The sequence below is a fragment of the Streptomyces sp. ITFR-21 genome (genome assembly GCF_031844685.1).
Lineage (GTDB): Bacteria > Actinomycetota > Actinomycetes > Streptomycetales > Streptomycetaceae > Actinacidiphila.
The window spans coordinates 1,988,001-2,010,111 of the sequence record NZ_CP134605.1; the positions used below are offsets into that span (position 1 = coordinate 1,988,001).

General features: G+C 71.9%; 16 protein-coding genes and 1 tRNA gene. 13 read left to right on the top strand and 4 right to left on the bottom strand.

Annotated elements, in window-relative coordinates; genetic code table 11:
- Positions 1–47 precede the first annotated feature (47 nt).
- The 3 genes from RLT57_RS08830 (at position 48) to RLT57_RS08840 (ending at position 4,506) form a co-directional block, all read left to right on the top strand.
- The gene (locus RLT57_RS08830; RefSeq protein ID WP_311296819.1) at positions 48–2,051 is read left to right on the top strand and encodes a biotin carboxylase N-terminal domain-containing protein; all 2,004 of its coding nucleotides are present in this window, start codon (positions 48–50) and stop codon (positions 2,049–2,051) included.
- 197 nt (positions 2,052–2,248) lie between these two features.
- Complete coding sequence (locus RLT57_RS08835) at positions 2,249–3,337, top strand: hydroxymethylglutaryl-CoA lyase (RefSeq protein ID WP_311300636.1); 1,089 nt, start codon at positions 2,249–2,251, stop codon at positions 3,335–3,337.
- 2 nt (positions 3,338–3,339) lie between these two features.
- Positions 3,340–4,506 carry an acyl-CoA dehydrogenase family protein gene (locus RLT57_RS08840; RefSeq protein ID WP_311296820.1) on the top strand — a complete coding sequence of 389 codons (1,167 nt, stop codon included), beginning with the start codon at positions 3,340–3,342 and terminating at the stop codon, positions 4,504–4,506.
- 132 nt (positions 4,507–4,638) lie between these two features.
- Here the strand turns inward: RLT57_RS08840 and RLT57_RS08845 are convergent, their stop codons facing one another.
- On the bottom strand, positions 4,639–6,246 hold the full coding sequence (locus tag RLT57_RS08845) for a beta-N-acetylhexosaminidase (protein WP_311300637.1): 1,608 nt from the start codon (positions 6,244–6,246) through the stop codon (positions 4,639–4,641).
- Between the two features lie 229 nt (positions 6,247–6,475).
- Here RLT57_RS08845 and RLT57_RS08850 point away from each other — a divergent pair, with 229 nt between their 5' ends.
- Positions 6,476–6,751, top strand: a complete 276-nt coding sequence (locus RLT57_RS08850; RefSeq protein ID WP_311296821.1) for a hypothetical protein — start codon at positions 6,476–6,478, stop codon at positions 6,749–6,751.
- 140 nt (positions 6,752–6,891) lie between these two features.
- A complete protein-coding gene (gene glmS / locus RLT57_RS08855; RefSeq protein WP_311296822.1) occupies positions 6,892–8,706 on the top strand; it encodes a glutamine--fructose-6-phosphate transaminase (isomerizing) in 1,815 nt (604 codons plus the stop codon).
- Positions 8,707–8,827: 121 nt separating this feature from the next.
- On the opposite strand, the gene RLT57_RS08860 is transcribed toward glmS, so the two are convergent.
- Positions 8,828–9,349, bottom strand: coding sequence for a universal stress protein (locus tag RLT57_RS08860; RefSeq protein WP_311296823.1), 522 nt, complete (start codon positions 9,347–9,349; stop codon positions 8,828–8,830).
- Between the two features lie 719 nt (positions 9,350–10,068).
- Between RLT57_RS08860 and RLT57_RS08865 the strand changes: the two genes are divergently transcribed.
- The 4 genes from RLT57_RS08865 to RLT57_RS08880 all read left to right on the top strand — a co-directional run bounded on the left by RLT57_RS08865 (position 10,069) and on the right by RLT57_RS08880 (position 15,567).
- Positions 10,069–11,361 (top strand): GlxA family transcriptional regulator, encoded by a 1,293-nt coding sequence (locus RLT57_RS08865; RefSeq protein WP_311296824.1) that lies wholly within the window; start codon positions 10,069–10,071, stop codon positions 11,359–11,361.
- 5 nt (positions 11,362–11,366) lie between these two features.
- Positions 11,367–11,981 carry an oligoribonuclease gene (gene orn / locus RLT57_RS08870; RefSeq protein ID WP_311296825.1) on the top strand — a complete coding sequence of 205 codons (615 nt, stop codon included), beginning with the start codon at positions 11,367–11,369 and terminating at the stop codon, positions 11,979–11,981.
- A 100-nt stretch (positions 11,982–12,081) separates the two neighbouring features.
- Positions 12,082–12,154 (top strand) — tRNA-His (locus RLT57_RS08875).
- Between the two features lie 1,604 nt (positions 12,155–13,758).
- Complete coding sequence (locus RLT57_RS08880; RefSeq protein WP_311296826.1) at positions 13,759–15,567, top strand: discoidin domain-containing protein; 1,809 nt, start codon at positions 13,759–13,761, stop codon at positions 15,565–15,567.
- A gap of 218 nt (positions 15,568–15,785) precedes the next feature.
- Here the strand turns inward: RLT57_RS08880 and RLT57_RS08885 are convergent, their stop codons facing one another.
- The gene (locus tag RLT57_RS08885) at positions 15,786–16,217 is read right to left on the bottom strand and encodes a PaaI family thioesterase (RefSeq protein WP_311300638.1); all 432 of its coding nucleotides are present in this window, start codon (positions 16,215–16,217) and stop codon (positions 15,786–15,788) included.
- 249 nt (positions 16,218–16,466) lie between these two features.
- On the opposite strand from RLT57_RS08885, the gene RLT57_RS08890 reads away from it, so the two are divergent.
- Positions 16,467–16,937 (top strand): AsnC family transcriptional regulator, encoded by a 471-nt coding sequence (locus RLT57_RS08890; RefSeq protein ID WP_311296827.1) that lies wholly within the window; start codon positions 16,467–16,469, stop codon positions 16,935–16,937.
- 285 nt (positions 16,938–17,222) lie between these two features.
- Here the strand turns inward: RLT57_RS08890 and RLT57_RS08895 are convergent, their stop codons facing one another.
- Positions 17,223–18,245, bottom strand: a complete 1,023-nt coding sequence (locus tag RLT57_RS08895; protein ID WP_311300639.1) for a LacI family DNA-binding transcriptional regulator — start codon at positions 18,243–18,245, stop codon at positions 17,223–17,225.
- A gap of 380 nt (positions 18,246–18,625) precedes the next feature.
- Between RLT57_RS08895 and RLT57_RS08900 the strand changes: the two genes are divergently transcribed.
- The 3 genes from RLT57_RS08900 to RLT57_RS08910 all read left to right on the top strand — a co-directional run bounded on the left by RLT57_RS08900 (position 18,626) and on the right by RLT57_RS08910 (position 22,057).
- Positions 18,626–19,975, top strand: coding sequence for an ABC transporter substrate-binding protein (locus RLT57_RS08900; RefSeq protein WP_311296828.1), 1,350 nt, complete (start codon positions 18,626–18,628; stop codon positions 19,973–19,975).
- Positions 19,976–20,182: 207 nt separating this feature from the next.
- The gene (locus tag RLT57_RS08905; protein ID WP_311296829.1) at positions 20,183–21,130 is read left to right on the top strand and encodes a carbohydrate ABC transporter permease; all 948 of its coding nucleotides are present in this window, start codon (positions 20,183–20,185) and stop codon (positions 21,128–21,130) included.
- A 3-nt stretch (positions 21,131–21,133) separates the two neighbouring features.
- Positions 21,134–22,057 (top strand): carbohydrate ABC transporter permease, encoded by a 924-nt coding sequence (locus tag RLT57_RS08910; RefSeq protein ID WP_311296830.1) that lies wholly within the window; start codon positions 21,134–21,136, stop codon positions 22,055–22,057.
- Positions 22,058–22,111: the final 54 nt, after the last annotated feature.

Sequence of the window (22,111 nt, forward strand, 5' to 3'; positions counted from 1 at the left end):
ACACACCGGGCACGGCGGGCGCGGCTTCCGCCACGACCCCCCGGGACATGTTCGACACGGTGCTGGTCGCCAACCGGGGCGAGATCGCTGTGCGTGTGATGCGCACCCTGCGTGAGCTGGGGGTACGGTCGGTGGCTGTGTTCACCGACGCGGACGCCGACGCCCGCCATGTGCGGGAGGCCGACACGGCGGTACGGGTGAGCAGCTATCTGTCGGCCGCGGAGCAGGTGCGGGCCGCGGGGGTCGCAGGCGCCCAGGCCGTGCACCCCGGCTACGGCTTCCTCGCCGAGAACGCGGGTTTCGCCCGGACCTGCGCGGAGGCCGGGCTGGTCTTCGTCGGACCGCCGGCCGGGGCGATCGAGCTGATGGGCGACAAGATCCGGGCCAAGGAGCGGGTGCGGACCGCCGGGGTTCCGGTGGTGCCGGGCAGCAGCGGCAGCGGACTGACCGACGCCGAACTGGTGGAGGCGGCGCGGGAGACCGGTCTGCCGGTGCTGCTCAAGCCGTCGGCGGGCGGCGGCGGCAAAGGCATGCGGCTGGTGCGGGACGCCGCGCTGCTGGCCGAGGAGATCGCGGCGGCCCGCCGGGAGGCGCGCGGCTCGTTCGGGGACGACACTCTGCTGGTCGAGCGGTGGATCGACCGGCCGCGGCACATCGAGATCCAGATCCTCGCCGACGGCCACGGCGCAGTGGTGCACCTCGGGGAGCGCGAGTGCTCGCTGCAGCGGCGGCATCAGAAGGTGATCGAGGAGGCGCCGTCGGTCCTGCTGGATCCGGCGACCAGGGCGGCGATGGGCGAGGCCGCGGTGCAGGCCGCGCGGTCCTGCGGCTACACCGGTGCGGGGACGGTGGAGTTCATCGTGCCCAGCGACGATCCGGGCGCCTACTTCTTCATGGAGATGAACACCCGGCTCCAGGTGGAGCACCCGGTGACCGAACTGGTGACCGGCCTGGACCTGGTGGCCTGGCAGCTGCGGGTGGCCTGCGGGGGGCAGCTGGACTTCTGCCAGCAGGACATCGCTCTGACCGGACACGCGATCGAGGCGCGGATCTGCGCGGAGACGGCCCGCCCCGACGGGGATCGGGTGGACTTCCTGCCGTCGGCCGGGACGGTGCTGGGGCTTTGGGAGCCGACGGGGCCCGGAGTGCGGGTGGACTCGGGGCTGGCGCCGGGTACCGAGGTGGGTACCGGTTATGACCCGATGCTGGCCAAGGTGATCGGTTACGGCCCGGACCGGGCGACGGCGCTGCGGCGACTGCGGGCGGCGCTGGCTGACACGGTGGTGCTGGGACTGGACACCAACACCGGGTTCCTGCGGCGGCTGCTGGCCCATCCCTCGGTGGTGACGGGCGAGTTGGACACCGGGCTGATCGACCGGGACGCGGCGGCGCTGGTGCCGGACCGTGTGCCGGACGAGGTGTACGAGACCGCGGCACTGTTGCGGCAGCGCGCGCTGGCCCCGGAGCCCAACGGGGGCGGCTGGACCGACCCCTTCTCGGTGCCCAGCGGTTGGCGGCTCGGCGGTGAGCCCGCCTGGACGGCACACCATCTGCGGGTGCCGGGCGGAGAGCCGGTGACGGTACGGGTCAGGGACGGCCTGGTACGAGTGGGCGACGGCCCGGCGGTGGAGGCACGGCTCGTGGTGGACGGGGAGCGGGCGCTGCTGCACCGGGAGGGCACGGTGACTGCCTTCCGGTACGTGGGCGAGTGGCTGGGCCGGGACGGGGACGGCTGGCGGGTGCAGCCGTACGACCCGGTGGCCGCGGCGTTGCGGGGCGCCGCGGGCGGTGCCGGGGGCGGAGCGCTGACCGCTCCGATGCCCGGCACGGTGACGGTGGTGAAGGTAGCCAAGGGTGACGAGGTGGTGGCCGGCCAGAGCCTGCTGGTGGTGGAGGCCATGAAGATGGAACACGTGATCACCGCCCCGCACGACGGGACGGTTGCCGAGGTCGACGTCACCGTGGGAACGACGGTGGCGATGGACCAGGTACTGGCCGTGGTGACCCCGGCCGGGGACGCGGCCCGCGAGGACAGCGAGGAGGCGTCATGACGGATACCCCGGACATCTCGCACTTCAGGGCCGCCCGGTCCCGCGGTGCCGCCGAAACCGCCGTCCCGGCCGGTACCCGCACCCGCACCCGCACCCACACCGGCACCGGCACCGGCACCGGCACCGGCACCGGCACCGATGCGGCCACGGGTACCGGCGCGGACGCAAGCGCCGACGCCCTGCCGGCCGGGCTTCCGATGGCCGTGCCGCTGGAGGGTCTGCCGTCCGAGGTCCGCATCCACGAGGTCGGCGCGCGGGACGGCCTGCAGAACGAGAAGACGACGGTGCCGACGGAGGTGAAGGCCGAGTTCATCCACCGGCTGGTGGAAGCGGGGCTGAACACGATCGAGGCGACCAGCTTCGTTCACCCGAAGTGGGTGCCCCAACTGGCCGACGCCGGCGAGCTGATGCCGCTGCTGGCGGATCTGGCCGGGCGGGAGTCCGCGCCGCGGCTGCCGGTGCTGGTGCCGAACGAGCGCGGTCTGGAGCGGGCGCTGGAGCTGGGAGTGCGGGAGATCGCGGTGTTCGGCAGCGCCACCGAGTCGTTCGCCAGGGCCAACCTCAACCGGACGGTGGACGAGTCGCTGGCGATGTTCGAGCCGGTGGTGGCCAGGGCCAGGGCGGCGGGTGTCCGGGTGCGGGGCTATCTGTCGATGTGCTTCGGCGATCCCTGGGAGGGCCCGGTGCCGGTCCGCCAGGTCGCCGGCGTGGCCCGCCGGCTGTACGAGATGGGCTGCACCGAGTTGAGCCTCGGCGACACCATCGGGGTGGCCACGCCCGGCCATGTCACCGCTCTGCTGGACGAACTGACCGGCGGCGTGCCCGACAGCGGTGCCGACACCGGTCCCGGGTCCGGTTCCAAGTCCGGGCCCAGGTCCGCCCCCGCCCCCGCCCCCGGCACCGGCACCGGCACCGGCACCGGCACCGGCACCGGCCCAGCGTCGGCGGGTTCGGCGGCGGGGCCGGGGGGTGCCGTCCCGGTCGGTCACCTGGCCGTCCACTTCCACGACACCTACGGCCAGGCCCTGTCCAACACGCTCGCCGCGCTCCGACGGGGCGTCACCGTGGTGGACGCCTCGGCGGGGGGACTCGGCGGCTGCCCGTACGCCAAGAGCGCCACCGGCAACCTCGCCACCGAGGACCTCGTATGGATGCTGAACGGACTCGGCGTCCGCACCGGGGTCGACCTCGGCCGCCTCAGCGCCACAAGCGTCTGGATGGCCGAGCATCTGGGACGGCCGAGCCCGTCCCGTACCGTCCGCGCCCTGACCCACCAGGAGCAGTAGCCATGTCTGTCGATCACCGGTTGTCCGATGAGCACGAGCAACTGCGCGCCACTGTCGCGGAGTTCGCCCGGGATGTGATCGCCCCGAAGATCGGGGAGTTCTACGCGCAGGAGGAGTTCCCATACGAGATCGTGCGGGAGATGGGGCGGATGGGCCTGTTCGGGCTGCCGTTCCCGGAGGAGTACGGCGGGATGGGCGGGGACTACTTCGCGCTGGGGCTGGCGCTGGAGGAGCTGGCCCGGGTGGACTCCTCGGTGGCGATCACCCTGGAGGCGGGGGTGTCACTGGGGGCGATGCCGATCTTCCGGTTCGGGACCGAGGAGCAGAAGCGGACCTGGCTGCCGAAGCTGTGCTCGGGTGAGATGCTGGGCGGGTTCGGGCTGACCGAGCCGGAGTTCGGTTCGGACGCGGGCGGCACCCGGACCACCGCGCGACTGGACGAGTCGACCGGTGAGTGGGTGATCAACGGCACCAAGAGCTTCATCACCAACTCCGGTACGGACATCACCGGCCTGGTGACGGTGACCGCGGTGACCGGCCGGGCGGAGGACGGCAGGCCGCGGATCTCGTCGATCATCGTGCCGTCGGGGACACCGGGGTTCACCGTGTCGAAGAAGTACAGCAAGGTCGGGTGGAACGCCTCGGACACCCGTGAGCTGTCCTTCGCCGACTGCCGGGTGCCGGCCGCGAACCTGCTGGGTGCGGAGGGCCGGGGGTACGCCCAGTTCCTGCGGATCCTGGACGAGGGGCGGATCGCGATCTCGGCGCTGGCCACCGGGCTGGCGCAGGGCTGCGTGGACGAGTCGTTGTCCTACGCGCGGACCCGGCAGGCGTTCGGCCGCCCGATCGGGGCCAACCAGTCGATCCAGTTCAAGATCGCGGACATGGAGATGCGGGCGCACACCGCACGGCTGGCGTGGCGGGACGCGGCGTCGCGGCTGGTGCACGGGGAGCCGTTCAAGAAGGAGGCGGCGCTGGCCAAGCTGTACTCCTCGGAGATCGCGGTGACCAACGCCCGGGAGGCCACCCAGATCCATGGCGGGTACGGGTTCATGAACGAGTACCCGGTGGCCCGGATGTGGCGGGACTCCAAGATCCTGGAGATCGGCGAGGGCACCAGCGAGGTCCAGCGGATGCTGATCGCCAGGGAGCTGGGGCTCACGGGCTGAGGCAGCGGGCTTCGAGCGCCCGACCCCGCTTGCCCGCCCGCCCGCCAGCTCGGACGCGGGACGCGGGGCGGCCGGCGCCGGGCCCGACCCAACAGCCGGCGCCGGGCGCGACCGGACAACCGGGGCCGGGGCTCAGGAGGGCCAGCTCACCTGCGGGGAACGGTAGTAGCCGATGCCGAGGGCGTCCCAGCGCGGGGCCTGGGCGGCCAGGCGGACGCGGTAGGTGCCCCAGTCGTGCGTGGCTGCCGGGGACCAGCCGAGTTCGGCGATTCCCGGCAGCCGCGGGAAGGCCATGTCGTCCAGGTCGGCTGTGGTGGCCAGGGTCTCCGTCCACAGCGCCGCCTCCACGCCGTCGACCGCTGACGCCGGGACGCCCTGGACGAAGGTGGCCGGGTCCCAGTCGTAGGCGGTCCGCACCTCCACGTAGCCCGCCCACGCTTTGCCCAGCGCGGTGGAGGAGGTGTACTTCATGTCGAGATACGCCCGGTTCGCCGGGGACATGATCACCCGGGTGCCTGCTCGGGCCGCCGCGGCGACCTCGGTCTCGTTGCCGGCCGTGCCCCAGTACTGGGCGATGGTGCCGGGCGCCGGGCTCGCGCCCACGATCTGATGCCAGCCGATCACGGTCTTGCCGTAGCCGGCGACCAGTCGTTGCACGCGGTCCACGTACGTCGCGTAGTCCGTCTGGCTGGTGGACTGCGCCTCGTCGCCGCCGATGTGCAGATACGGGCCGGGGGTCAGCGCGGCGATCTGGCCGATCACGTCGTCCAGAAAGGCGTACGTGGTCTCCAGGGGGGCGCACAGCGAGCTGAAGCCGACCGCTGTGCCGGTGTAGAGCGGCGGGGCGCTGCCGCCGCAGTTGAGTTCCGGGTACGAGGCCAGGGCCGCGTTCGTGTGGCCGGGGCCGTCGATCTCGGGCACGACGGTGAGGAAGCGGGCGGTCGCATGGCGGACGATCTCGCGGTAGTCGTCCTGCGAGTAGGAGCCGCCCCGGCCGCCGCCGACCTGGGTACTGCCGCCGTATGCGGTCAGCCGCGGCCAGGAGTCGATCGCGATCCGCCAGCCCTGGTCGTCGGTGAGGTGCAGGTGCAGTGTGTTGACCTTGTACAGGGCCAGCTCGTCGATGAACCGCTCGACCTGGGCGACGGTGAAGAAGTGCCGGGCCACATCCAGCATCGCCCCCCGGTAGGCGTAGCGGGGCACGTCCCGGATGTCGGTGTCCGGCACCGTCCAGGCGGTGTCCCGGACCGGTGAGCGGCTCTCCACCGAGGCCGGCAGCAGTTGCCGCAGCGTCTGCGCCCCGTGGAACAGCCCGGCCGCCGTCCGGGCGCTGATCACCACGGCGCTGTCCGTCGTCCGCAGCCGGTAGCCCTCGTCGCCGAGGCCCTGGTCGGTGTCGCCGAGCGCCAGGACGACGCCGGCCGGGTCGCCCGCCGCGGCGCCGCCCTCGGCCACGCCGCGGGCGGCGCCGCCGGTGACGACCGGCAGCGCGTAGCCGGTGGCGGGGCGGAGCAGACCGGCGACGTAGTCCGCGACGTCGCGGGCGGCGCCGGCGGAGGCCGCGTCCAGTTCCACACGCGCGGAGGAGGTGATCCGGAACGCGCCGCCGCCCGGCCGCACGGAGGCCGGCACCGGCACCACCCGGGAGGTGACGGCGGCCACCGCGGGATCGGCCGCCGGCGCCTCCGAAGAGGCGGCCCGTGCCCCCGCCGCCGGCGCGGGCGCCGCCACGGCCAGCATCACCACGCACAGCACACGCAGCGGCAGCGGCCCGCGCGCCGCCCGCCCATCGAGTCGGTTCACGTCCCGATCCCTACCCGCGACCTCCGCCCCGGTCAAGGCGTCCTGCGCCGCACGCCACCCGCCCGCCCCACCTCGCTCACCCATTCGGCCCCCCTTAGGGCGCATGGGTGCCCGAAAGCGGGCAGGATTCTTGCAAAGAGCAGCTCGACCGCAGCAGGATCAGCAGATGCCCGAACGCCGGACGGCCCACGAGGACCTCATCGACCACTTGGTGCGCACCACGCCGCTGCAGCGCGGCGAGGCCGTCCGGGTGGTGCTGGACGTCCTGGCGTACTTCGACGAGACGACCGAAGAGTTCGTCCGCCGCAGGCACCGCGAGCTCCAGGCCAAGGGCCTGGTGAACGCGGAGATCTTCGAGCGGATCGGCGAGGAGCTGCCGCACCGGGCGGTCACACCGGCGGCGCTCACCCAGCGCCAGCTCCGGCGGATCGTCTACGGCTGAGCGAGCCGGGCGGCCGGAGCGAACCGAGCGAGCGGACCGGCGGGCGGCACCGCCGGCCGGGAACGGACCGGCCGCGCGGCACGGACCGCAGGGAACCCCGTACGGCGACGTACGGCCAGGACGACGGAGAGGGACGACACATGTGCGGAATCGTCGGCTACATCGGCAGGCGCGACGTGGCGCCGCTGCTGCTGGAGGGCCTCCAGCGGCTGGAGTACCGGGGCTACGACTCGGCCGGCATCGTCATCGCCGGCAAGTCGGGCGACCTGCGGACCGTGAAGGCCAAGGGCCGGGTCCGCGAGCTGGAGGCCCGGATCCCCAAGCGGTTCGCCGGCACCACCGGCATCGCCCACACCCGGTGGGCCACCCACGGCGCCCCGAGCGACGAGAACGCCCACCCGCACCTGGACGCCGAGGAGAAGGTCGCGGTGGTCCACAACGGGATCATCGACAACGCCTCCGAGCTGCGGGTCCGGCTGATGGCCGAGGGCACCGTCTTCAGCTCGGAGACCGACACCGAGGTGCTCGCCCACCTGATCGCCCGCTCCCCCGCCGAGACGCTGGAGCAGAAGGTCAGCGAGGCGCTGCGCGCCATCGAGGGCACCTTCGGCATCGCGGTGCTGCACAAGGACTTCCCGGACCGGATCGTGGCCGCCCGCAACGGCTCCCCGGTGGTGCTGGGCATCGGCGAGAAGGAGATGTTCGTCGCCTCGGACGTCGCCGCGCTGGTCGCCCACACCCGCCAGGTCGTCACCCTGGGGGACGGCGAGATGGCCACCCTCAAGGCCGACGACTTCCGCACGTACACCACCGAGGGCTCCCGTACCACCGCCACGCCGACCACCGTGGAGTGGGAGGCCGAGTCGTACGACATGGGCGGTCATGAGACGTACATGCACAAGGAGATCACCGAGCAGGCCGAGGCAGTGGACCGGGTGCTGCGCGGCCGGATCGACGACAAGTTCGCCACCGTGCACCTGGGCGGGCTGAACCTGGAGCCGGGCGAGGCCCGCCGGGTGCGGCGGATCAAGATCCTCGGCTGCGGCACCAGCTACCACGCCGGCCAGATCGGCGCCGGGCTGATCGAGGAGCTGGCCCGTATCCCGGCCGACGCCGAGCCCGCGTCGGAGTTCCGCTACCGCAACCCCGTGGTGGACCCGGACACGCTGTACGTGGCGGTGTCGCAGTCCGGTGAGACGTACGACGTGCTGGCCGCGGTGCAGGAGCTCAAGCGCAAGGGCGCGCGGGTGCTGGGCGTGGTCAACGTGGTGGGGTCGGCGATCGCCCGCGAGGCGGACGGCGGCACGTATGTGCACGCCGGGCCCGAGGTGTGCGTGGTGTCCACCAAGTGCTTCACCAACACGGTGGTGGCCTTCGCGCTGCTGGCCCTGCACCTGGGCCGGATCCGCGACCTGTCGGTGGCCGACGGCAAGCGGATCATCGCCGGCCTGCGCCGGCTGCCGGGCCAGATCGACGAGATCCTGCGGTCGGAACCGGAGATCAAGGTGCTGGCCAAGCAGTACGCGGACGCCAGGTCGATGCTGTTCATCGGGCGGGTACGCGGCTACCCGGTGGCCCGCGAGGCGTCGTTGAAGCTCAAGGAGGTCAGCTACATCCACGCCGAGGCGTACCCGGCCTCCGAGCTCAAGCACGGGCCGCTGGCGCTGATCGACCCGTCCATGCCGACGGTGGCGATCGTGCCGGACGACGAGCTGCTGGAGAAGAACCGGGCGGCGCTGGAGGAGATCAAGGCGCGCAGCGGCCGTATCCTCGCCGTCGCCCACCAGGAGCAGGAGAAGGCCGATGACACGATCGTCGTACCGAAGAACGAGGACGAGCTGGACCCGATCCTGATGGGCATCCCGCTCCAGCTCTTCGCCTACCACACGGCGCTGGCGCTCGGCCGGGACATCGACAAGCCGCGCAACCTGGCGAAGTCGGTCACCGTGGAGTAGATACCGGCCGTACGGAACGGTCCCGGCGGAGTAGCCGCCGGCAGACACCGGGACCACCGGGGCCCCGCCGATCGGCGGGGCCCTCCTACGCCGCGGGTGCCGCGGGTGCCGCGGGAAAGTCCTACGGGATGACCACGACCGGCCTTTGCGCCCGGCGGGCCAGCCGGCCGGCCACCGAGCCGAAGATCCGGCCGACCAGGCCGTGCGTACCGCCGACCACGATCGCGTCGGCCTCGTACTCCCGGCCGACTTCCTCCAGTTCGTGGCAGATGTCGCCGCCGCGCTCCACCAGCACCCAGGAGATCTCGGCGAGATGGTCCGCGCAGGCCAGCTCCAGGCCGAGCAGCTCGGTGCGGTGGTCGGGCACGTCCACGAAGACCGGTGGCTCGCAGCCGGCCCACACGGTGGCCGGCAGCCTGTTGGCCACATGCACGATGATCAGCGCCGATCCGGTCCTGCGGGCCATGCCGACCGCGTAGGAGAGGGCGCGCTCACTGGACACCGAACCGTCGAACCCCACCACGACACCGTGCCGGAAGGCCGGGTCGCAGGCGTGCCGCGCGGCCAGGGCCGGCTCGGGCAGCGCCGTCGCATCGGCCAGCGGCCTGCCGTCGGCGGGTTCGGGAAACTCATGACCGGCCATGATGCGGATTCTCGTCGGCGAGGGCGGCGCTGACGCGCCGAGCGGCGGACAGGACAGGTCGAGCGGGGCGGGCCGCAGCAGCAGCCGGTTTCGGCCGGTTCGACACTTCCCGTCCCCCTCCCTCCAGAGTACGGCCGCGAAGTCCGCCTGCACAGCCTTGGCGGCGCGTTCACAGGCTCTCCGTACCCGGAGTTCCCAGGAGGATGCCGGAGCCGGGCCCCGAGCGCAACGCCATCCCGCCAACCCGCAGCACGGTTCGGCGCACCGGCGCACCCGGGGGCGCACCGCCCGCCGCCCGTACGGCCTCGTCAGACCGGGGTTGAGGGGCCGGCCGGCGCGCGGCCCGACGCCTTTTACGCACACCGGTCCGCCGAAGGGCGATTTTCGGCCAACTTCTCAGTGCGGCGTGCCCATTGGACTTTCCCCCGGCTAACACCTCTGCCACCTGCGGTTCTACGATGCGCGATGACTCGGAAGGTGGCTTCAGGGACCCGAGTGACGAGAGGCGTACTTCCCAGCGGGCGCTCGGGATGAAACGCTTCGTGATCGAACGCTTTACGCCACGTTATCTTGTCGACTTAGCGTCAGATGGTGAACTTGTCACTAGCGCCCCACCTGACACAGTAGATTTGATCTTGAGGTGACCGCGCGGGGACAAGCGGGGGAGAACGTGCAGGACCGAGGGGACGACGCGTCGATTCGAGGGGGGCTTGAGCTCCATGAGCCAGGAGTCCAGTTCCGGTACGGCGGCGGACAGCCCGTCGCAAGCACCATCGGCATCGCCTCGCGCCATTCGCAAACTTTCCGCGCGACGTCGACCGGAAGTCGTCGCGGTGCTGCTCTTCAGCGGTGGACCGATCTTCGAGAGCTCCATACCGCTCTCGGTGTTCGGCATCGACCGGCAGGACGCGGGTGTGCCGCGCTATCGGCTGCTGGTGTGCGCCGGTGAGGAAGGTCCGCTGCGCACCACCGGCGGCCTCGAACTCACCGCGCCCTACGGCCTGGAGGCGCTGACCCGGGCCGGCACCGTCGTGGTGCCGACCTGGCGCTCCATATCCCAGGCGCCCCCGCCCGAGGCGCTGGACGCGATCCGCCGCGCCCACGAGGAGGGCGCCCGGATCGTCGGGCTGTGCACAGGCGCCTTCGTACTGGCCGCGGCCGGGCTGCTCGACGGACGGCCGGCCACCACGCACTGGATGTACGCCCCCACCCTCGCCAAGCGCTATCCGTCGGTCCACGTGGACCCGCGGGAGCTGTTCGTGGACGACGGGGACGTGCTGACCTCGGCGGGTACGGCCGCGGGTATCGACCTGTGCCTGCACGTGGTCCGTACCGACCACGGCAACGAGGCGGCGGCGGCGCTGGCCCGGCGGCTGGTGGTTCCGCCCAGGCGGTCGGACTGGCAGACCGGCCAGCGGCACCTGGACAGGTCTTTACCCGAGGAGATCGGGGCCGACCCGCTGGCCGAGGTCGTCTCCTGGGCGCTGGAGCACCTGCACGAGCAGTTCGACGTGGAGGCGCTGGCCGCGCGCGCGTACATGAGCCGGCGGACCTTCGACCGGCGGTTCCGGTCGCTGACCGGCAGCGCCCCGCTGCAGTGGCTGATCACCCAGCGGGTGCTCCAGGCGCAGCGGCTGCTGGAGACCTCCGACTACTCGGTGGACGAGGTCGCGGGCCGCTGCGGCTTCCGCTCGCCGGTCGCCCTGCGCGGGCACTTCCGGCGGCAGCTCGGCTCCTCGCCGGCGTCCTACCGGGCCGCCTACCGGGCCCGGCGGCCGCAGGACGAGCCGGACCGGCCGGCGCCGTCCCCGGAACTGCCGGCGCTGCGCCGTGGGCCGGTGTCGCAGATCCTGGCCGCGCCCGGCAAGGCCGACCCGGACGCGTACAGCGCCCGTATCCCGGAGCAGTCGGGCAGGCCCGAGGTGTCGGACGCCTCGGGACGCAACCGGCTGCGGACCGCCCGTGGCCTCGGCGCCGCACTGCCGGGACCCCGCGACCGCCCCGTAGGGTGAGCCGTATGAACGACCGGATGGTGTGGATCGACTGTGAGATGACGGGGCTGTCACTGGCGCACGACGCGCTGGTCGAAGTGGCGGCCCTCGTCACCGACTCGGAGCTGAACGTGCTGGGCGAGGGGGTGGACATCGTCATCCGCCCTCCCGCCGAGGCGTTGGAGTCGATGCCGGACATCGTCCGGCAGATGCACACCGCCTCCGGGCTGCTCGACGAGCTGGACGGCGGGGTGACGCTCGCCGAGGCGGAGAAGCTGGTGATGGCCTACGTGCGCAAGCACGTCAGGGAGCCGCGGAAGGCCCCGCTGTGCGGGAACTCGGTCTCCACCGACCGCGGCTTCCTGGCGCGTGACATGCCCACGCTGGAGCAGCACCTGCACTACCGGATCGTGGACGTCTCCTCGATCAAGGAGCTGTCCCGGCGCTGGTATCCGCGGGCCTACTTCAACAGCCCGGAGAAGAAGGGCAACCACCGGGCCCTGGCGGACATCCGCGAGTCCATCGCCGAGCTGCGCTACTACCGCGAGGTGGTCTTCGTACCGGCCCCGGGTCCCGACACGGACACGGTCCGGGCGATCGCCGCCAAGCACGTCCTGCCCGCGGAGAAGCACGCGCACTGATCGCCGGGGCCGGCCGCGCGGAAGGGCGGGCGCGACCACCCCTCCCGACCCTGTACACTTTTTCAGGCGGCGTCACCCCGGTAGGGAACAGCCGCTCATGGTGGGTGTAGCTCAGCTGGTAGAGCACCTGGTTGTGGTCCAGGATGCCGCGGGTTCGAGTCCCGTCACTCACCCTCTGTGGAGGAGGCCGCCTCCCGCGTATGCGGGAGACGGCCTCCTCTGTCTCCGGCGGTCCTCACCGTTGTCCGCGGCTTGCCCTGTCTCCGGCGGTCCTCACCGTTGTCCGCGGCTTGCCCTGTCTCCGGCGGTCCTCACCGTTGTCCGCGGCTTGCCCTGTTTGCGGCGGTCTCCTCCGTTGCCGGCTTGCCCTGTCTGCTGCGGGGGGTCGGGGCGGCCCGACGACCCGCCCGGGTGCCGGGTGGGCACGGCCCGGAACAGATCGTTTCGCGCCGACCTGGAGGCAGACGCGGGCGCCGGCCACCGCCCGCCGGCTGAACGACGCCCCTGGGAGGGGCCGGAAGGCCACCAGCGGATCCACCGCGGGAACACCATTCCGTCACTGATCCGGTAGGCCTTGGGGTCTGCCGACGGCTGGTGTGCGCTCCACAAACCACCGCCTTGACCACCAAAACAGGCAGAGCCGTACGCCCCGGCGATAGTTGAAATTGACACGGGTGGTGACATCGGAGTCGGCGGTGATTGTCTTGTTTCCGCCGAATGACTTGACAGTGAGGTGCCGTGCGAGGGGGGCTCGTGCCAGGCCGGTGGGCCGGCCTGGAGGCCGGTAAACGGGTGGGCCGGCCGGCGGGCCGGCGCGCGGGCGCCGCGGCCGGTCCACGGGAGGACAACCCCGAGGGCGGGCCGCCGCGTCGGGCGCGGCCCGGAGCAACAGTCGTACCCGTCGCGTACGCGGGCTACGCGTGGGGTCTGTCATGTGGATCTCCGGAGTGGGGGACGTTGGGTGGGGGGTGCCCGTGAGTGGGTGACGTACGGCGTCGGGACACCCACAGGCCGGTGCCGTCGGGCGTCAGGGCGCCCATGAGTGGGCGCCGTCCAGCGTTATGGCACCGCCCTTTCCCTTTTTTGCCGCCTTCTCGCCTCCGGGCGCTTCGGTCCGGTGTCGACGGTCGACCGTGCTCACTCGCTCGTACCTCGCTCACTGCGCGCGCTCTCCCTTTCGACACCGGCGCGCCCTTCGGCTCACCGGCTACCCGGCCGAACGTCGGGCGTCAGGTGGGCCCAGCGGCCGAACGCACCACGCACAGCGGACCCGGTGGCCGAACACACGGCGTCAGGTGGGCGCGGGGATGGACCTTCGGGGGTGTCGGTGCCCCAAGGGGTGCCGTCAGGGGTGGGGGTGCCCCAAGGGGGTGCCGTGGGGTGGGGGCCGTACGGCGTCGGGACGCGGCGTGGCTGGTGGTCTGGTGCAACGGGCCGCGTCGGCGGGCGTGTTCGGGCCGGGCGCGGCCAGGCGTACGGAGCTCTCGACGGTCTGGCCCTTGTACGCGACAAGGGCGCCCCCTACCGTCCGGGCGGAGCGGATCTTCTTCCCGCCCGTCCCCCCGTTCACACGGGTTTTTCGGCCCGCGTTCAACGACCCGCGCTGAACAGGCACTTGCCCGTTCGAGACTCGAAATCGGCGGGGCACCAACAGACCACTATTGAACAACTTATTGACGGCGATGTACGGGGCTTGTAAACATCACCTCGCTAGAGAGCGCTCTCAGGTGGGCGCTCCGGCCTCCATCACGGACCCCCACCCGGTTGAGGAGAACACATGTCAGGCAGCACAGCCTCATTGGTGCGCCGACGGCCAGGACGGAACGACAGATCCCGGCCGTATCTGATCCTCGCGCTGCTGGTCGCCCTCGTGGCGGGCCTCGCGCTCGTCGTGACCTCACAGTCCCCGGCCCGCGCGGCCGACACCCTGCTGTCCCAGAACAAGCCCACCACCGCGTCCTCCACCGAGAACGCGGGCACGCCCGCCTCGGCGGCGGTGGACGGCGACACCGGCACCCGCTGGTCCAGCGCCGCCGCCGACCCGCAGTGGCTCCAGGTCGACCTCGGCGCGGCCCAGAGCATCTCCCAGGTGACCCTCAACTGGGAGACGGCGTACGGCAAGTCCTTCAAGATCCAGACCTCCGCCGACGGCACCGCGTGGACGGACGTCTACTCCACGACGGCCGGCACCGGCGGCGTACAGAACCTCACCGTAAACGGTTCCGGGCGTTACGTCCGGTTCTACGGCACGGTCCGGGGCACGCAGTACGGCTACTCCCTGTGGGAGTTCCAGGTGTACGGCGGCGGCCCGACCCAGCCGGCCGTGTGCAGCGGCGACAACGCGGCGCTGAACAGGCCCGCCACGGCGTCCTCCTCCGAGAACGCGGGCACCGCCGCCTCGGCCGCGGTGGACGGCAACACCGGCACCCGCTGGTCGAGCGCGTTCAGTGACCCGCAGTGGCTCCAGGTGGACCTCGGCGCGACCCAGCAGATCTGCGGGGTCGGCCTGAACTGGGAGGCCGCGTACGCCTCGGCGTACCAGATCCAGACCTCCGACGACGGCACCAACTGGACCTCGGTCTACTCCACCACCACGGGCACCGGCGGCGTGCAGAACCTGAACGTCACCGGCACCGGCCGCTACATCCGGGTCTACGGCACCACGCGTGCCACGGGCTACGGCTACTCGCTGTGGGAGTTCCAGGTCTACCTGCTGTCCGGTTCCACCACCCCGCCGCCGACCTCCCCGACGACCCCGCCGCCGAGTGACGCGTTCTGGGGCACGACCAGCGACATCCCGGCCGCGCACAACGTGCTGGAACTGAAGATCCTCAACCGGACCAACGGCCAGTACCCCGACAGCCAGGTCTACTGGAGCTTCAACGGCCAGGTGCACTCGATCGCGGAGCAGCCGTACTTCGACATGCCGGCGAACTCCTCGGGCCGGATGTACTTCTACCTCGGCTCCCCGACCAGCCAGTACTACGACTTCATCGAGTTCACCATCGGCGCGACCGTCTTCAACGGGAACACCACCCGCGTCGACGCGTGGGGCCTGCCGCTGGCGATCCGGCTGCACTCGCACGACGGCCAGGACATCCAGCTCGGTGACAGCCAGGACCTGTTCAACCAGAGCCGGGACGCCACGTTCGCCCAGTTCCAGGCGGCCGTGCCGCAACAGTTCAAGGTGCTGGCCCAGACCCAGGCTCCGTACCGGATCATCGCCCCCGGCAGCGACCCGAGCTTCCAGGTCGGCGGCGTGAACGCCGACTACTTCACGGCGTACGCCAACTCGGTCGGCGTCAACGAGCCCACCTCGAACGTCTTCGGCTGCGCCGGTTCGCTCGGCGCCGACGCGAGCCTGTGCGCGGCGCTCAACCGCCACACCGCCACCCTCCCGACGGCCCAGCAGCAGGACCCGACCAAGTTCTACTCGGCCGACCCGGCCAACTGGTACGCCAAGTTCTGGCACGACCACGCGATCAACCACCTCGCCTACGGCTTCCCGTACGACGACGTGGCCGGCCAGGCCGCGTACGCCACCGTACAGAACCCGCAGTGGATGGAGATCGCCGTCGGCTGGTGACGCCGGTGCCACCGTGACGGGGTCGTTCCGCCCGGGATGATCCCGTCACCCTCCGAACCGTCTCCCGATCCCCCCACAAAGAACCGCCGGGGGCGGGACGCGGACACCCCCCATGTGTCCGCGTTCCGCCCCCGGCGGCGTCTCGTGCCGGCGGCGCGCGTCTCGCGCCGGGCGCGCGGCCCGTCAACGCGACCCGTCAACGGGGCCCGCCGGATCGTCTACGGGGTGAGCAGGAGGCAGCTGCTGGTGGCGGTGGCCAGCAGGCGGCCTCCGGCGGTCTCCAGGCGGGCCTCGGCCAGGGCGGTGCGGCGGCCGAGGTGGACGACGCGGCCGGTGCAGCGGACCGTGCCGGAGCCGACGCGGAGGGCGTTGAGGAACTTCACGCCGAGATCGAGGGAGGTGTAGCCGGTGCCGGCCGGCAGGCGGGTCTGCACGGCGCAGCCGGCCGCGGAGTCCAGCAGGGTGGCGTAGACGCCGCCGTGCACGGACCCGATGGGGTTGTAGTGGAACTCGGCGGGTTCCAGGACGAAGACGGCCTCGCCTTCGGCGACGGACTCCAGCCGCATGCCGAGGGTGTGCAGGATCGGCGGTGCCGGTACGTCGCCGGCCAGCATCGCGCGCAGGAACTCCAGCCCGCTGCGGCCGGTCATGCCTGCCGCGGTGACCAGCGGGTCCTCCCACTCGACCACCCGCCGCCGCCCGGTTTCCCCGTCTGCCACGCCGCCCGCCTCTCCCTGGGTTCGTTCCGGGCCGAGCCTATGCCGGTCCGTGCGCACGGCTCGGACCGGGCACCCGCGGGGGCCCGGCGGCGGTGCTCGCGGGTCGGGCCGGGCGCTTGCGGGGGGGGTGGCGCCGGGATCGCGCGATCCGGCGGCCCCGGCCGGCACGTGCGGCGCTCTGTGGGCGGAAGGACCGCGGCGGGCGCGGCGGGCGGGCCGCCCGACGGCACCGACCGGCGGATCCTGGCCGCCCTCGCCGACGACGCCCGGCCGCCCGCCGCCGCGCTCGCGGCACTCACCGGCCGTCTCCAGTCGACCGTCCGCCGCCGTCTGGCCCGACTGGCCGCCAGGCAGCGGCTCATCACCCAGATCGTGATCGACCCGCACCGCCTCGGCCTGGCCGTACGCCAACGTCAGGCCGCGCGTGCCCCCGGACCGCCTGGCCACGGCCGGCCGCGCGCTCACCGAACACCCGGCCGTCCACGGCGCCTTCGCCACCTCGGGCCCGGCCAACCGCCACGCGGCCGTACGGGTACGGGCCCTGGCCGCCCTCTACGCCTTCCTCGCGGGGACCTGCCGGGGCTCGGCATCACCCACGCCGAGACGGCCATCGTCTCCCAGGCCGTCCAGCGTCCGGGCCCCGGGCGTTGAGCGGCCCGCGCCCTGGTCGGCGACCACGGGACCGCCGAGCGTTCCCTGGCCGGCGAGACCGCCCCCGGCCTCGACGTCCTGGGGCCGCCGGCGCCGGCCTCGGGATCGGCACGGACTCCGCCGCGGCCGGGAAGCGGTCCGCCGTCCCAGGCGGAAGGCGCTCCCGCCGCCGCAGCCGGGAAGCAGTGCCCCGCTGCCTCGGGCAGGAAAGACGGCCGCTCCCTCAGGCCGGCGGCAGGCCGGGTCCGCGGGGCGGGCGACGGCGCCAGCCGGCGCCGACACGCCCTATACCGAGTCCCGTTGAATCAGCTCCGTCGCCAGCACCACGTGTCTGCGGACCGAGGCCCGTTCGGCGATCTCCTCCATCAGGACGCGCGCCATCGTACGGCCCATCTCCTCGGTGGGCTGGCGCACGGAGGACAGCGCGGGGTCCATGTGGCGGGCGATGGCGGAGTCCTCGAAGCCGACCATGGCCACGTCGTCCGGCACCCGGCGGCCGAGTTCGCGCAGTACGGCGCGCGCGCCGGCGGCCATCACGTCGGAGGCGGCGAAGACCCCGTCGATCCCGGGCTGCCGGGCGAGCAGCTCCCGCATCGCGCGCCGGCCGCCCTCCTCGGTGAAGTCGCCGCCCGCCACCAGGGATTGGGGGAGGTCGAGTCCGGCCTGGCCGACCGCCTGGTAGTAGCCGTCGAGCCGGCAGCGGGCCACGTACATGTCCAGCGGGCCGGTGATCGTGGCGACCTGGCGCCGCCCGCGGGCGACGAGGTGGGCGACGGCGGCCCGGGCGCCGCCGACGTTGTCGGCGTCGACGTAGGAGACGGATTCCAGGTCGCTGCGGCGGCCGTTGAGGACGGCCGGCATCTCCAGCTGCTCCAGCAGGTCGGGCAGCGGGTCGTCCTCGTGCACGGAGACGAGCAGGACGCCGTCCACCCGGTGGGCGGCCAGGTACTGGCCGAACCGGGACCGCTCCTTGGGCGTGCGGATCAAGGTGAGCAGCAACTGCATCTCGGTGTCGGCGAGTTCGGCGCCGATGCCGCGGATGATGTCGGAGAAGTAGGGCTCGGCGAACAGCCGTGTCTCGGGCTCCGGGATGACGAGGGCGATCGCGTCGGTGCGGTTGCCGGCCAGCGCGCGGGCCGCCCGGTTGGGTACGTACCCCAGCTCGGCGATGGCGGCCTCGACGGCGGCCTTCGCGCGGTCGCTGACCCGCGGCGAGCCGTTGATCACGCGCGAGACCGTACCGCGCCCCACCCCGGCGCGTACGGCCACCTCTTCCAGAGTGGGCCGTCCACTGTGCCGCCCGTTCATGGCCACTTCCGCCTCCTGCTGGCTCTGTCGCGCCACCTTAGCGCCCGCCGCGTACGCTTCCGAGGGCGCTTGAGAGCGCTCCCACGATACAAGGCCCAGGCAACCGGGCCGGTCAGCGGTACGACGCGCCGCACATCTGAACCGGGCGCCCGGCGCGGTACCGGAGAGTACTTGTGTTCAAGAAGTGATCCCTGGTCAGCGCCGGACACGTTCCGGCAACGAAATCGACTTCATGTCTTGACACTGCCCCCCCTGAGGCGTGACTGTTCCGGAAAGCGCAATGGGAGCGCTCCCACAGCTCCCATGCCGGTGCACCACCCGATTCACCCGGCTCACCCAGCAGCACCCGCACGCCGACCCACCCTGACAAGGAGAGTGGAATGCGCACTTCCGGCAGAACCCGCAAGACCGCCGTCATCGCGGTCGCGGGTCTCGCAGCCTGCGCGACCCTGATCACCGGATGCAGCAGCGACAGCAAGGACTCCGGCAGCGGCGGTGGCAAGGCCGCCGCGAACGAGAAGATCACGCTGCACATCGGTGACTTCGGCTCGTTCGGCTATGACGACAAGACGGGCGCCAAGCTCTTCTCCGAGTACCACGCGCTGCACCCCAACATCACCGTGATCGAGGACAACGTCTCGGACAGCGGGGCGTACTGGAACTCCCTGAAGCTGCACCTGACCCAGAACAGCGGGCTCGACGACATCCAGGCGCTGGAGATCGGCTTCATCGCCAACGCGACCCAGCCGCAGTACGCGTCGAAGTTCGTGGACTTCAATACGGTCAAGGGGTTCGACGCGGGCGCCTGGCTGGACTACAAGGAGAAGGAGGCCACCACCTCCGACGGCAAGGTCATCGGTGTGGGCACGGACGTCGGCCCGACCGCGATCTGCTACCGCAAGGACCTGTTCCAGCAGGCCGGGCTGCCGACCGACCGGGACGCGGTGGCGGCGCTGTGGGCGGGCGACTGGGGCAAGTTCGTCACCGCCGGGAAGCAGTTCAAGGCGCACGCGCCGGCCGGGGTGGCCTTCACCGACTCCGCCAGCGGCCTGTTCAACGCGGTGCTGTCCAGCCAGCCCGACCAGTATTCGGACGGCTCGGGGAACCTGGTCTACGACACCAGCCCGGGGGTGAAGACGGCCTGGGACATCGCGTCCACCGCGGTGCAGGACGGACTGACCGCCAAGCTCCAGCAGTTCGACGCGAACAACACCTGGACCGCGGCCTTCAAGACCAACAAGTTCGCCACCGTGGCCTGCCCGAGCTGGATGATCGGCCTGGTCGCCACCAACTCCGGTCCGGCCAACCAGGGCAAGTGGGACATCGCGCAGCCGCCGCAAGCCGGCAACTGGGGCGGGTCCTTCCTGGCGGTGCCCAAGTCCGGCAAGCACGTGGCCGAGGCGACCGCGCTGGCGCAGTGGCTGACCGCCGCGGCGCAGGAGGTCAAGGTCTTCCAGAAGTTCGGCAACATCCCGTCGAACAAGGCCGCGCTGAGTGACCCGGCGGTGCTGAACACCACCAACGCGTACTTCCCCGGCACCCCGGTCGGCAAGATCTTCACCGCGACCGCGAACGACATCAAGCCGGCCCCGATCGGCCCGAACGACGGCGTGGTGAAGGACACCATCACGCAGAACGGCCTGCTCGACATGGAGCAGCGCGGCACCTCCAAGGACAAGGCCTGGTCCAACGTCCAGGCCCAGGTCAAGGACAAGGTCGGCGACCAGTAACCCCCCGGCCGCGGGCCGCCCGGCGGTGTTCCTCCGCTCCGCCGGGCGGCCCCGGGCCGCCGTCCGCCCCCGCACCGGCCGCCGCCGCGCGGCGCGCCGCGCGGACCGTTACCGCGCGGATCCCCGCCCCGCAGACCCCTCCCGAGACCGGAAGACCCCCGCCCCCTCGACACCCTCGCCCGCTCCCCTACCGGAAGGACGCCACTCGTGGCCACCTCCGTGAGGGCGACGTCGGACGGCGACTCCACCGGCTGGCGCAGCAAGCTGTACCGGCTGGACACCAAGGCGTCGCCGTACGCGTACATCGCCCCCTTCTTCCTCTGCTTCGCCGCCTTCGGACTCTTCCCACTGATCTACACCGGCTGGCTCTCCCTCAACCAGGTGGAACTCGGCACCGGTGCCCAGTGGGTCGGCTTCCACAACTACGCCGAGCTGTGGGACAACCAGTTCTTCTGGAACGCGCTGCGCAACACCTTCACGCTGGGCCTGATCTCCACCGTGCCGCAGCTGCTGATGGCGCTGGGCCTGGCGCACCTGCTCAACTACAAACTGCGCGCCCGCGGCTTCTTCCGGGTGGCGGTGCTGGCGCCGTACGCGACCTCGATCGCGGCGGCGTCGCTGGTGTTCGTCCAGCTGTTCAACCCCGACTACGGGATGATCAACCAGCTGCTCGGGCACCTCGGCGTCGACCCGGTGCAGTGGTCGTCGTCCAAGTGGCCGGCGCAGATCGCGATCTCCTCCATCGTGACCTGGCGCTGGACCGGCTACAACGCGCTCATCTACCTGGCCGCCATGCAGGCGGTCTCCGGCGACCTGTACGAGGCGGCGGCGCTGGACGGCGCCTCCCGGTGGCGGCAGTTCGTCAGTGTGACGATCCCGTCGATCCGGCCGACGATCTTCTTCACGATCATCGTCTCCACCATCGGCGCCACCCAGCTGTTCGGCGAGCCGCTGATCTACGGCGGCAACAGCGGCTCGGGCGGCTCGGCACACCAGTACCAGACACTGAGCCTGTACATGTACGACAAGGGCTGGCAGGTCGGCGAGCTGGGGCAGGCGTCCGCGGTGGCCTGGGTCATGCTGCTGATCCTGCTGCTCATCGGCGCCGTCCAGCTGTTCGTGTTGCGGAACAACCGCCGGAAGCTGGGAGGCTGACCGATGGCACAACTCACCCAGCCGGTGGCGCCCGCGGGGTCCCGGCCGTCCACCGCCGCCAGGCCGGCCCGCCGCCGGTTCCGGCCGCGCGCGGGCGGCGCGGGCAAGCAGCAGAGCGGCGGCCCGGTCGCGTACCTGTTCCTGATCGTCGCCACGCTGCTGTCGCTGTTCCCGCTGTACTGGACGGTGGTCGCGGCCTCGCACACCGACACCGACATCGTCACCCCGCCGACGCCGCTGCTGCCCGGCAGCCATCTGATCTCGAACCTCAGAATCGTCTGGGACCAGGTCGACATGACCACCGCCCTGGTCAACTCCACCATCGTGGCCGGGTGCGTGGCCTTCAGCACCGTGCTGTTCGCGACGCTGGCCGGATTCGCCTTCGCCAAGCTGGAGTTCAGGGGGCGCAACGCCCTGCTGACCGTCGTGGTGGCGACCATGACCATCCCGCCACAGCTCACCGTGATCCCGCTGTACCAGATCATCACCGACGTCGGCTGGGTCGGGCACATCCAGTCGGTGATCCTGCCGTCGCTGGTGGCCGCGTTCGGGGTGTTCTTCATGCGGCAGTTCCTCAGCGAGGCACTGCCGGTGGAGCTGGTCGAGGCGGCCCGGGTGGACGGGGCGCACAGCATGCGGATCATCTGGCACGTGGTGTTCCCGGTCGCCCGGCCGGCCATGGCGGTGCTCGGCATGCTGGTGTTCGTGCAGGCCTGGAACGACTTCTTCTGGCCGTTCATCGCGCTGAACCAGCAGAACCCGACGGTCCAGGTCGCCCTGGCCGGGCTGGGCTCCGGCGACCACACCATCGACCACGCGGTGGTGGTGACCGGCGCGCTGGTGGCGACGCTGCCACTGCTGCTGGTCTTCGCCGTGCTCGGCCGGCAGATCGTCGGCGGTATCACCGCCGGCGCGGTCAAGAACTGAGCCTCCCGGTGCCGCCCCGGCCCGCGGCCCCTTCCTCCGACGACCCCCTGATTC

Bases quoted from the DNA above. Each gene is read 5' to 3' on its own strand.
- RLT57_RS08830 (WP_311296819.1), top strand. From the start codon at position 48: ATGTTCGACACGGTGCTGGTCGCCAACCGGGGCGAGATCGCTGTGCGT.
- RLT57_RS08835 (WP_311300636.1), top strand. From the start codon at position 2,249: ATGGCCGTGCCGCTGGAGGGTCTGCCGTCCGAGGTCCGCATCCACGAG.
- RLT57_RS08840 (WP_311296820.1), top strand. From the start codon at position 3,340: ATGTCTGTCGATCACCGGTTGTCCGATGAGCACGAGCAACTGCGCGCC.
- RLT57_RS08845 (WP_311300637.1), bottom strand. From the start codon at position 6,246: ATGCTGGCCGTGGCGGCGCCCGCGCCGGCGGCGGGGGCACGGGCCGCC.
- RLT57_RS08850 (WP_311296821.1), top strand. From the start codon at position 6,476: ATGCCCGAACGCCGGACGGCCCACGAGGACCTCATCGACCACTTGGTG.
- glmS (WP_311296822.1), top strand. From the start codon at position 6,892: ATGTGCGGAATCGTCGGCTACATCGGCAGGCGCGACGTGGCGCCGCTG.
- RLT57_RS08860 (WP_311296823.1), bottom strand. From the start codon at position 9,349: ATGGCCGGTCATGAGTTTCCCGAACCCGCCGACGGCAGGCCGCTGGCC.
- RLT57_RS08865 (WP_311296824.1), top strand. From the start codon at position 10,069: ATGAGCCAGGAGTCCAGTTCCGGTACGGCGGCGGACAGCCCGTCGCAA.
- orn (WP_311296825.1), top strand. From the start codon at position 11,367: ATGAACGACCGGATGGTGTGGATCGACTGTGAGATGACGGGGCTGTCA.
- RLT57_RS08880 (WP_311296826.1), top strand. From the start codon at position 13,759: ATGTCAGGCAGCACAGCCTCATTGGTGCGCCGACGGCCAGGACGGAAC.
- RLT57_RS08885 (WP_311300638.1), bottom strand. From the start codon at position 16,217: ATGACCGGCCGCAGCGGGCTGGAGTTCCTGCGCGCGATGCTGGCCGGC.
- RLT57_RS08895 (WP_311300639.1), bottom strand. From the start codon at position 18,245: ATGAACGGGCGGCACAGTGGACGGCCCACTCTGGAAGAGGTGGCCGTA.
- RLT57_RS08900 (WP_311296828.1), top strand. From the start codon at position 18,626: ATGCGCACTTCCGGCAGAACCCGCAAGACCGCCGTCATCGCGGTCGCG.
- RLT57_RS08910 (WP_311296830.1), top strand. From the start codon at position 21,134: ATGGCACAACTCACCCAGCCGGTGGCGCCCGCGGGGTCCCGGCCGTCC.